This is a genomic window from Enterococcus sp. 2201sp1_2201st1_C11_2201SCRN_220225, assembly GCF_040925905.1.
GTDB lineage: Bacteria > Bacillota > Bacilli > Lactobacillales > Enterococcaceae > Enterococcus_C > Enterococcus_C asini_A.
Genome location: NZ_JBCOJC010000006.1, coordinates 18,992 through 29,743, shown reverse-complemented (window position 1 = coordinate 29,743; position 10,752 = coordinate 18,992). Strand labels below are relative to the sequence as shown.

Sequence of the window (10,752 nt, the reverse complement as noted above, 5' to 3'; positions counted from 1 at the left end):
AAGGAATTCAACGACAAGCAGCGATTCTGGCCTTATCAGCATTTAAAGAATTAAAAACCGTTATTTTAGTGGATGATGATGTGGATATTTTTGATATGAACGATGTTATGTGGACGTTAAACACCCGTTTTCAAGGAGACAAAGATATCATCGTTCTTCCTGGCATGCGCAATCACCCCCTAGACCCATCAGAATTACCTGCATACAATCCTGGAGTCATTCGCTTTAAAGGGATGAGTGCCAAAACGATTTTAGACGGCACCGTTCCCTTTGATTTAAAAGAGCATTTTGTCCGGGCGAAGTTCAAAGAAGTTCCCGATTGGCAAAAATATCTCGACTAATTGAATAAAGAGAGGAAACCATCTATGTCTCAAAAAAAGAAAATTGTCATTGGCATTACTGGCGCTTCAGGAACAATTTACGCCATTGATTTAATCAAAAAACTCAAACAAATTCCAAATGTGGAAACCCACGGCGTCATTAGCAATTGGGCCAAACAAAATTTGAAACTAGAAGCAGACGTGACACTCAGTGAACTGGAGAACTTGTTGGATGTTTCTTATCCCATCAATGATCTAGGGGCGGCCATTGCCAGCGGTTCCTTTTTAGCTGACGGCATGGTGATTGTTCCTGCTAGTATGAAAACCGTGGCGGCCATTGCCATGGGTTACAGCGACAATTTGATTGCCCGAGCAGCAGATGTAACCTTAAAAGAACAACGGAAACTGATTCTAGTACCTCGGGAATCCCCCTTAAGTACGATTCATTTGGAAAACTTGACCAAACTTTCTACTATGGGCGTTCATGTAATTCCGCCCATTCCGGCTTTTTACAATCATCCTAAAACGATTCAAGATTTAGTGGATCATCAAACCATGAAAATTCTCGACTCATTAGGCATTGAAAATGATACCGGCAGACGTTGGCAAGGAGCAGAAAAATGAGTAAAAAAGTTTTTGAAGTAACCCAAGCTGGCTATAGTATCCAAGCTGATGTATCCTTAATCGGTAAAGATTTGCTGATTGCCTTAACCGGCGGAGACAATCCTCATATTGGCACCATTACTTGTCTGGGTAAAGAGTTTGCCCAAGAAATTACTCGTTTTCCTAGTCATCACGGGCGCTTGCATAAAGATGATGTGCTAAGCGATTGTTTGCTAAAGCATATTACTTCTTATCTTGCTGGGACTTGTGTCATTACCGCAGGCGTTCATGTGAACGGAATCAGCAAGGAACAAATCAAAGCTTCCTTTGAAATGACTGAAATACTCGGTAAAAAAATAGCTAGGTGGTTGAAAAATGCTGACTTTCCAACTGAGGAACCACGTTATGATCATTACCACAAAACTTATAATGGATAAATAAAGTCCTGACATCCGAATAAGATGTCGGGACTTTATTTCGTCTAGTTATTCCTATGATAGCCGAATAGATTCAGTCGACCAGATAAGTATTCTCCTAAGTAAATTTCGTTGATTTTATCAAACCCTTGTTCTACTATTTTTTGTTCTAACCACAGTTCATCTTTTTTAATCAATTCTAAAACGTCAAAGTTGATTTGACCATCTACAATAATTGGATAACGGATATTTTCATCTCCATTTTCGATAATGGTCAATTGTCCATTTTGTTCTAAGACAGCTCTTTTAACATTTTCAATCTCGTAAATTCCATTGGATCGTAGCTTAAACATAAGTTCATTGGCAGAAACGCCATGGGTCAAGCACTCTTTTACGTCCACTTCTCCATCTTTAATCAAGTTAATCGGTCGACCGTCAATAATCGTTTTGACGTAGCGGTTGTGTTCTTTGGCAAATTTCAAAATCAAAACCAAAAAAGTCCAAATAATCAAGACCAACACAAATTGTAAAACCGAAATCGTATTGTTATAAATAACACCACCGATAATGCCCCCTAATACGTAATTTTGTACTTGATCCATGGCAGAAGACGGTGCTAAATTCCCTTTCCCCAGTATATTGATTTGAAAAATAAAGCAAATAATTCCTAAAGCAAATTTTACAATAATCGGACTATAAAACTGCATCCCCACTACCTCCTATTTTATAATCGTAATGTCGTTGTTTAGCAAATGTGCTCGATCTAAGGTGTAAGATCCTTGATCCAAAGCCAGATTGACTCGGTAGTATTCATTTTTAATCTTAAGAATAACCCCGTCGCTCAATTGCGTACCGTTTGCGAATATCTCTTCTTGATCAATGGATCGTTCCTTGGCAACACTTTTAATAAAAGCTACCATCTGAGAAGATTGAGATTGCTTGGCTTGATTAGACTGATAGTCGGAATATTGCACACCTAAAGCAAAGATCAAAACCAATAAGAAAATAATACTCAAATCCCGATATTTTGTTTGAATCCGATGCTTTAAATAACGAATAAAGACGATTACTAAAATAAGTAATGAGCCAAAAATCAAGACATACTTAATATAGTCATTAAAATTGGCCTGAGACTCTAAATAATGAATACCATAAAAATTCATGCTTTTTCCTCCTCTAGCGAAAGTGCCTAAAGTCTAGCTGAAAACTTACAACTTTAACTCAATCATACCATTTCAAAATAGTTCAAGACTAGCTATCTTACTCCTAAACCTCTCTTTGCACTGAGCAATTAGTCAAGGCTTTCGGAAAGCATTTTTCTAGTGCCACCTTTTTAAATTCATTATACTAAAGCAAAAAGGAGAATAGCATGGCAGAACCCCTACTAAAACCATTAACAGAACCTGTAGAAACTTTTCTAGAGCAAATCGAGCATCCAAGAAAACAAGAAGAGGCCAAACAGCTAATTGCCCTTTATCGGCAAATCACTGGCTATGAACCGATTGTTTGGGGTGGCGGGATTATCGGCTTTGGTCAGTACCATTATCAATACGATTCAGGACGAGAAGGAAATGCCCCTTTAGCTGCCTTTGCTCCCCGCAAAGCCCGCCATAGTATTTATCTTGAGCCCAAGTTTCCCACTAAAAAAGAATTGTTGGCTCGCCTAGGAAAGCACAAAGAATCATTAGGCTGTGTGTATATTAACAAGTTGCCTGATGTGGATTTGGCAGTTTTAAAAGAATTAATTGCCGCTTCCACTAAAGAAACACTACGCAAAAATAATCTACTTCATGGGTAAAGGATAATTAAAACACTAAAACTGCCTCCCAACTGTTGCGATTCACAGTTTGAAGGCAGTTTTAGTATATCAACAGCTTTTGCTCGTTTCTTTTAACGATTCACAAAAGAGTTTTTGTATGTCGTAATTACCTGCGAGGCATTTGGGATTGTTCCAGATAACTATAAAATTGGGACTTATCCGAATAGTCTCCTTGATAGATTCCATTCAGCCCGGCCTTTTGACCAAAGACCCCTAACTGAATAATCAGCTCTTCTTCTTTTTTAGAAAAATGAAGTCGCCCTTTTAAAGCAGCATTGCGAATGTAGTTGACTAAGCGATTGAGTAAAGCCGCTGGATTTTTTTCTTTATCAAGCTTTTGATACACTTGCAATAAGATATCGGTAATATCCAGTAATTCTGCGGGCTGCTCGTCTCGTTTGGACAATAAATTATACAGTTCGTGAATGTCACCTTTCGCATCTTCTACCATTACCATGAAACATCCTTCTTTCTTTTCCCTACAAACCTCTTTATAGCCTAGTAAATCCCTTGCTATATCGGTTTGTGCCTCGAGGATACACCTAGTATATTTTAGTGTCAAATAAGAAGCGATAACCGCTCCTTCAGCAAATAGCAAAAGGAACAATCCAGATACAAGGATTGTTCCTTTGTTGAAAGCTTACATCAAACTCTTCAATTTCACATTTGGGTACTTATCTTCAAACCAACGTTCAGCGAATTTGTTTTCAAATAAGAACAGTGGTTGATCAAAGCGATCTCGAGCTAGGATATTACGACTGGAGCTCATCTTTTCATCCAAATCTTTTGGATCAATCCAGCGAGCAATCTTGTTGCCCATGGGTGTCATGATGACTTCCGCGTTGTATTCATTTTGCATGCGATATTGGAAGACTTCAAACTGCAACTGCCCCACGGCACCGATGATGTATTCTTCGGTAAGATACGTTTTGTATAGCTGAATAGCTCCTTCTTGGACTAATTGATAAATCCCTTTGTGGAAGGATTTTTGCTTCATCACGTTTTTGGCTTGAACTTTCATAAAGAGCTCTGGCGTAAAGGAAGGCAATTCTTCATAGGCAACTTTTAGTTTGCCTTCGTAAATCGTATCGCCAATTTGATAATTGCCAGTATCGTACACTCCGATGATGTCTCCGGCTACTGCCTCTTGGATATTTTCTCTAGTATCTGCCATAAACTGAGTCACATTGGCCAGCTTCATCTTTTTGCCCGTCCGCTCTAAAAAAACATCCATCCCTCGTTCAAAAGTCCCCGAACAAATTCGTACAAAGGCAATCCGGTCGCGGTGGGCCGGGTTCATATTGGCTTGAATTTTAAAGACAAAACCAGAGAAATCTTGTTCATAAGGACTGATTTCTTGCTCATCTTGAGTCTTGTGACTATAGGGAGAAGGAGCAAACTCCAAGAAAGTTTCCAAGAAGGTTTGTACACCAAAATTGGTCAAAGCTGAACCGAAGAAGACCGGTGTTTGATCTCCTTTGGCAATTTTTTTGCGGTTAAAACTATCGCCAGCTTCTTTTAGTAATTCCACTTCTTCTTGCACATCGGCAAAAAGACTGTTGCCTTTTAATGGATGGTCATCTGGGATATCCCCAGCTTCATTTAAGGAGACAAAACGATCGCCACCGTAATTATCCGGTCGGTATAACTCGACCCGATTGTTGTAAATGTCGTAAAGACCTTCTAAACCTTTCCCCATCCCAATGGGCCAGTTCATGGGATAAGATTCAATGTCTAAGAGTTCTTCTAATTCTTCCAATAATTCCAAAGGTTCCCGACCATCTCGGTCTAATTTATTAATAAAAGTAAAAATAGGAATGCCCCGTTTTTTTACAACTTGGAAAAGTTTTTTGGTTTGGGCTTCGATCCCCTTGGCGCTATCAATCACCATCACCGCACTATCCACTGCCATCAGTGTTCGATAGGTATCTTCAGAAAAGTCCTCATGTCCCGGGGTATCCAAAATATTCACTCGTTTGCCATCATAATCAAACTGCATCACGGAACTGGTCACAGAAATTCCCCGTTGCTTTTCAATTTCCATCCAGTCAGACTTAGCAAAGTTCCCGGTCTTTTTTCCTTTTACGGTTCCCGCTTGGCGAATGGCTCCCCCAAAGAGTAAAAGTTGTTCGGTAATCGTAGTTTTCCCAGCATCCGGGTGACTGATAATCGCAAAAGTTCGACGCATGTCGACTTCTTGGCGTAAGTTTGGGTTGTTCATTTCGTGTACTCCATTTCTATTGTTGATTTCTAACTATGTGGTTTGATTCTGTCTACATCGGACTTTCTCCGGCTGTTTTCAACTAGCCTAGTATAGCATGAATCATTGGCCCTGTGAACTTTGGAAAAGTGACAATGCAAATTTTCACTACAGCTGCTGCTAACAAAAAAAGAAAGCCTAGGCTTCCTTTTTTTGACAAAATGCTTCCAGCAGTTTTATCCTGCTTGCTGTTCATTTATGATTGTCATCAGCTTCCGATTCCCGGAAAAAATGACGTTTTTCTTCTTCTGGTTCTGTTTCTGGTTCTACTGGTGTATGAAAGACTACCCGGATTTTTAACACCCGAGAACCTTCCATTTCTTCAGAGGTCAGTGTCAAATTGTCGATGCTATATGACAAATGCTCGCCCTCGTCAGGAATCGTTCCTAAAGCAGTTATCAAGTAACCTGCCATGGTATCCACATCATTCATGTGTAAGCCAGTGGTGAAGAGTTCATTAAACTCATCAATTAACATCCGACCTTGAATCATGAATTCATCATCACTAATTTTTTCGTAAAGTGTTTCGACTTCATCGGATTCATCATCGATTTCGCCCACGATTTCTTCCAATAAGTCTTCTAAGGTGACCAACCCGACAACGCCACCATATTCATCTAAAAGAATCGCCATTTGATTTTGGGTTTTCTTCAATTCATACAATAAATCATCAATAAAGACCGTTTCCGGTACAAAGAGCGGTTCTTGCAAGATATCACTGATTTGCAATTGGTCAAAACCAACTTTATAAGCTGCTTTTAACAAGTTTTTCGTATGAAGTACACCGACAACTTTGTCTTTGTCTTCATTGTAAACCGGGATTCTTGAATAATTTTCTGCCAAGACTTCGGTTAGAACTTCTTCGACTGTATCATTGATGTCCACCATAAAGGCATCGGTTCGTGGCACCATAACTTCCCGGGCCACTTTGGTATCCAGTGAGAAGATCCCTTGAAGCATTTCCAGCTCGTCTTCTTCAAAGACCCCTTCTGTTTCTAGCATATAACGCATTTCGTCTCGGGTCATTTTGGTGTCTTCATCATCAAATTCCATTGGCGTAATTCGAGCCAAAAGACTGGTGGAAGCCGACAACAACCAAACAAAAGGTTTCGCAATGGTACCAATCACTCGAATGACACCTGAAGCGAATTGAGCGACTTGTTCAGACTTATTCATGGCAATCCGTTTTGGATACAACTCACCAAAAACAATGGACACATAAGTCAAAATAGCCAAGACAATGACACTGGCCAAACTTTTAGCCGCAGCTCCACCGCCTAATAAAGGTGCTAAGCGAGCCGACAAAGTATCCGCTAAGGAAGCCCCGGATAAGATATTAACCAAGGTAATCCCTACTTGGATTGTGGACAAAAAGTTGGTCGGATCATGTAAGATATTCAAAAGTCGAATCGACTTAGGATCTCCTTCTTCAGCTTTTTGTTCCACGCGATTTTTATTAACCGAAACAACTGCAATCTCAGAAGCTGCCAAGAAGGCGTTGATCATTGTTAAAAGGATCAGTAATAATATTTGCGCGATTAGCGACTGACTCTCGGGGTCAGCATTCATAATGCCACACACTCTCTTTCATGTTCAAAATTAGGTAGAAAAAAACGTGGAAGATTTCCACATTAAAAATCGTATCATAAAGGCTTTTTCAATGCAATCAAAACCCCACCTGTTTAGGTGGGGTTTCAGCAAATATTACGTTATTTGATGGTCTCTAGCTTCTTAGTCCGATCGTTACGCACCATGCGCACTACAAAGATGACAATCGTGCGGCAAATCGCATAAAATGGCACCCCTAGGAAAATCCCTAAAAGTCCGGCAATGTTACCGGCAACCAGCAAGACTAAAATAATCGTCAATGGATGAATTTTTAAAGACTTGCCAATGACATTGGGATAGATAATATTGCCGTCTAGCTGTTGCACCACTAAAACCACTACACAACACAAGAGAGCTTTAATCGGCTCATTAAACACGGTCACTAAAACGGCTGGTAACAGTCCTAAATAAGGCCCTAAGTAAGGAATCAAATTGGTAACGCCCGCCACTACCCCAAACAAGAAAGCATATTGAACGTCAATAATTTGATAGCCGATAAAAGTACAGGTAGCCACAAAGACACATTCAATGGCTTGACCACTGATATAGCTAGACAAAGTGTGGTTCATTTCTCCTAATAATTCCACGATTTCATCCCGACTGTTTTTTGGAAAGAAACGTTGAATATTAGGTACTAAACGATAGCCGTCTTTTAACATGTAAAATAAGATAAAAGGTACCGTAATCACCGTCACTGCAGTAGTTGCCACTCCACCGACAATGGAACCTAGGCTACTGGACAAACCAGATAAAAATTTCTGAATTAAACTACCATAAGAAATGTCCAATTTATTGATTTGCGCTTCGATGTCGATGTTTTGCAAGGCGGGATTCTTGGCGATTTCCGTCAACCAATCTTGCAGGCCTTTAATAAATTGTGGCGTGTTTTCGGCCAATGAAGCGAGCTGTGTAACCAAACTAGGAATCACTGCTAAAACAACCCAAACTAAGGTTCCCAATAATAAGAGTAAGACGATAATAATCCCATAAATTCGTTTCATCTTCGTCACTCTCGTCAGCAAATTAACGATGGGATTTAATAAATAATACAAAAAACCAGCGATTAAAACTGGGCCAAACAATGTGGAAAAGAAGGTTCCCACGGGTTTAAAGACAAAATCGATTTTTGTGGAAACAAAAATCAACGTAGCCAAAACCAGCAGTTCCACAGACCAATACATTAATTTTGATGCTTTTAGTTTCTCGAACACAGGCACAACTCCCCAAAAGATTCAATATGGACAATCTTACCAAAATTCGTGAATGAATAACAGAAAAAGCACAAATTTCCCAAAAGAATTCACAATAGTTCCGTCTTGCTCCTCACTTCAGGTATACTATTTTTGAAGGAGTGAATCAATCATGAAAATTGTCCAAACCAAAGATACGATGAGCGAGATTTATTTAGATGCCCTGCGGATTCGAAACCACGTTTTTGTGGAAGAACAACAGGTTCCTTTAGCTTTAGAAATCGATGAAAAAGAAGCCTACTCCATCCATTTTGTCTTATACGTTGACGGGAAAGCCCAAGCAACCGTGCGACTGTTACCTTTAGATGAAACTCATGTGAAAGTTCAACGTATGGCCGTAGAAAAAGCCGTTCGAGGAAAGAAATACGGTCAACAGCTGCTACAAGCCGCCGAAGACTTTGCCCAAACACAAGGTTTCACCCAAATCACACTGGGAGCTCAGTTAACGGCGCAAGCTTTTTATGAAAAAAATGGGTATGTGACTCAAGGCCCGATTTTTTTAGATGCTGGTATTGAACATGTGGAAATGACCAAAGAACTAAAACCGATTAAAGCAAATACGAAGCCACTCTAAAAAGCTTATTTCACCTTGTTTCAAAAGGAGCGTGTCCATGAAAATCCAATCGAGCACTTAGAGCAGTTCTATCAAAAACACGGCTATGAAACTTATAAATATCAAATGAGCAAAATACTAGACTAGCTTTCACAAGTAAAGACGACTGGCTTCTAATAATTTTAATAGAAGTCAGTCGTCTTTTACTTACGTCTTAGGTTAATTTTGGGCTACATAATCTTTCAAAGCTGCTAAGATTCCTTTGGCTACTTTTTCAGGATACCCATCTTTGGTGATTTCCGCCAAGTCTTCATCACTGTTTAAATAACCAAGTTCTAATAAGAGGCTCACTGGCTGGTTGTTTTCTCGAATCACATAGTAATTGCCAGTGCGGACACCGTTGTTGGAAAGGCTCAATTGATCTCCCAAGTTTTCACTGACTAAATTAGCGAGAACTTCTCCGGCTTGATAGTAGTTATAGGTGGTAAAACCTTGCCAACCATTGTCTGTATCAAAATTATCATAGTGAATACTAATAAAGACATCCGGTTGAGCTGCTTCTGAGCGCTCCACAATTTCACTTAACTCCAGCATTTCATCAGAATCTCTGGTGTAAGTCACTTCCACACCATTTTCTTCCAGTAATTCACCTACTGCTTTGACAGTTTTTAAGGTCATATCTTTTTCATAAAGTTCACCGTCTGGACTTACTGCCCCACTGTCAATCCCGCCGTGACCAGCATCAAGAACAATATGCAACTGACTTAAACTTGTTGGAGCTGAGCTTTGTTCGACTTCTTTTACTTGTGCATTGGCCGCAGGAATATAGCCCACTTCTCCATCGTCGGCCTTAATTTTCACAAAATCCCCTTCATCTGCCACCCAAGTGGACCATTCTCCTCGGTGCAATTTTGTTAAGACTTCCCCATCGCTACTGGCTGTGGCCAATACCGAAACATAATCTGCCTCTGATTCCACATTTTCATCATAAAGGGAAGGATCGACATAGGTTTTCACCATTTTAACAGTGGTCGTGGTCTGCTCCTGGCTACTTTGGCTAGTGGCAGAAGTACTGGTGGTGGTGCTGCTTCCACTGCTACTAGAAATTACACTTGCTTGGTCGGCTTGAAATTTTAGCCCCATATTAATCACTAATGCCACAAATCCGGCTACTAAAAAAATCAGGGCAGCTTTTTTCTTCATCTATTAATCAACATCCTTTGCTTTCATGGATAAATCATACCTTATTTAACTTAAATTTACCTTAAAGAGCCCTCTCTAGTAAATTTACGGCAAAAGAAAAAAGCTGTTGCCAAAATTCTTGGTAACAGCTTTTTTCTATCGTTGTGACAATTGCTTGTAGCGGTTATACCAAACGTCGATATACCCTTCAGAAAAGGGACCTTTGCCATTATTGATCCAGTCCACTAGAATCTTGACATTTTCCTTTAAAATAAAGTCAATGTCTTGAGGATATTCCATGATCTTACTGTGAAGCTCATACTCATCCACATCCAACAGTCTTTTCTCACCATCGGGAAAAACCTTGATATCCAAATCGTAATCGATGTATTTCAAGGCTTCCTCGTCTAATAAAAATGGCGATGCCAAGTTGCAATAATAAGAAACACCTTTTTCTCTGATCATTGCAATTACATTGAACCAACATTTCTTGTGGAAATAAACAATCGCTGGTTCTCGGGTCACCCACCGACGGCCATCTGATTCAGTGACCAAAGTGTGGTCGTTCACGCCAATCATCGAGTATTCGCTGGTTTTTAATACCATCGTATCCCGCCACGTTCGGTGCAAATTGCCATCATGTTTGTAACTTTGAATCGTTACAAATTCTCCTTCTTTAGGAATTCGCATAGTTACCCTTCTCTCGCAAGCATGCTTGCAGTCGTTCGGATGAAATTACAC

General features: G+C 39.9%; 12 protein-coding genes and 1 pseudogene. 5 read left to right on the top strand and 8 right to left on the bottom strand.

The features are described from left to right. The 3 genes and pseudogenes from AB5754_RS02910 to AB5754_RS02900 form a co-directional block, all read left to right on the top strand. A pseudogene (locus tag AB5754_RS02910) lies at positions 1-341 on the top strand (UbiD family decarboxylase); the annotation flags it as partial. A gap of 24 nt (positions 342-365) precedes the next feature. Beyond that, complete coding sequence (locus AB5754_RS02905; protein WP_368251961.1) at positions 366-944, top strand: UbiX family flavin prenyltransferase; 579 nt, start codon at positions 366-368, stop codon at positions 942-944. Continuing rightward, positions 941-1,360: an amino acid decarboxylase gene (locus AB5754_RS02900; RefSeq protein ID WP_368251962.1), complete on the top strand. Its 420-nt coding sequence runs from the start codon at positions 941-943 to the stop codon at positions 1,358-1,360. Before AB5754_RS02905 ends, AB5754_RS02900 begins: the two co-directional genes overlap by 4 nt. A gap of 44 nt (positions 1,361-1,404) precedes the next feature. Here AB5754_RS02900 and AB5754_RS02895 read toward each other — a convergent pair whose 3' ends face one another. Both AB5754_RS02895 and AB5754_RS02890 read right to left on the bottom strand, forming a co-directional pair. Beyond that, a complete protein-coding gene (locus AB5754_RS02895) occupies positions 1,405-2,046 on the bottom strand; it encodes a DUF421 domain-containing protein (protein WP_368251963.1) in 642 nt (213 codons plus the stop codon). Between the two features lie 12 nt (positions 2,047-2,058). After that, on the bottom strand, positions 2,059-2,502 hold the full coding sequence (locus AB5754_RS02890) for a DUF3290 domain-containing protein (protein ID WP_311833498.1): 444 nt from the start codon (positions 2,500-2,502) through the stop codon (positions 2,059-2,061). A 206-nt stretch (positions 2,503-2,708) separates the two neighbouring features. Here AB5754_RS02890 and AB5754_RS02885 point away from each other — a divergent pair, with 206 nt between their 5' ends. Further along, a complete protein-coding gene (locus tag AB5754_RS02885; RefSeq protein ID WP_368251964.1) occupies positions 2,709-3,137 on the top strand; it encodes a DUF1801 domain-containing protein in 429 nt (142 codons plus the stop codon). A gap of 127 nt (positions 3,138-3,264) precedes the next feature. Here the strand turns inward: AB5754_RS02885 and AB5754_RS02880 are convergent, their stop codons facing one another. The 4 genes from AB5754_RS02880 to AB5754_RS02865 all read right to left on the bottom strand — a co-directional run bounded on the left by AB5754_RS02880 (position 3,265) and on the right by AB5754_RS02865 (position 8,237). Then, a complete protein-coding gene (locus tag AB5754_RS02880; RefSeq protein WP_368251965.1) occupies positions 3,265-3,615 on the bottom strand; it encodes a bacteriocin immunity protein in 351 nt (116 codons plus the stop codon). 183 nt (positions 3,616-3,798) lie between these two features. Next, positions 3,799-5,379 carry a peptide chain release factor 3 gene (locus tag AB5754_RS02875; protein ID WP_368259457.1) on the bottom strand — a complete coding sequence of 527 codons (1,581 nt, stop codon included), beginning with the start codon at positions 5,377-5,379 and terminating at the stop codon, positions 3,799-3,801. A 231-nt stretch (positions 5,380-5,610) separates the two neighbouring features. Then, positions 5,611-6,987, bottom strand: coding sequence for a hemolysin family protein (locus AB5754_RS02870; protein ID WP_311833494.1), 1,377 nt, complete (start codon positions 6,985-6,987; stop codon positions 5,611-5,613). A gap of 140 nt (positions 6,988-7,127) precedes the next feature. Beyond that, positions 7,128-8,237, bottom strand: coding sequence for an AI-2E family transporter (locus AB5754_RS02865; RefSeq protein WP_368259456.1), 1,110 nt, complete (start codon positions 8,235-8,237; stop codon positions 7,128-7,130). Positions 8,238-8,388: 151 nt separating this feature from the next. On the opposite strand from AB5754_RS02865, the gene AB5754_RS02860 reads away from it, so the two are divergent. Further along, positions 8,389-8,850 (top strand): GNAT family N-acetyltransferase, encoded by a 462-nt coding sequence (locus AB5754_RS02860; protein WP_368251469.1) that lies wholly within the window; start codon positions 8,389-8,391, stop codon positions 8,848-8,850. Between the two features lie 198 nt (positions 8,851-9,048). Here the strand turns inward: AB5754_RS02860 and AB5754_RS02855 are convergent, their stop codons facing one another. Continuing rightward, the gene (locus AB5754_RS02855; protein WP_368251470.1) at positions 9,049-10,032 is read right to left on the bottom strand and encodes an N-acetylmuramoyl-L-alanine amidase; all 984 of its coding nucleotides are present in this window, start codon (positions 10,030-10,032) and stop codon (positions 9,049-9,051) included. A gap of 135 nt (positions 10,033-10,167) precedes the next feature. After that, positions 10,168-10,701 (bottom strand): DUF402 domain-containing protein, encoded by a 534-nt coding sequence (locus AB5754_RS02850; RefSeq protein WP_311833490.1) that lies wholly within the window; start codon positions 10,699-10,701, stop codon positions 10,168-10,170. Positions 10,702-10,752: the final 51 nt, after the last annotated feature.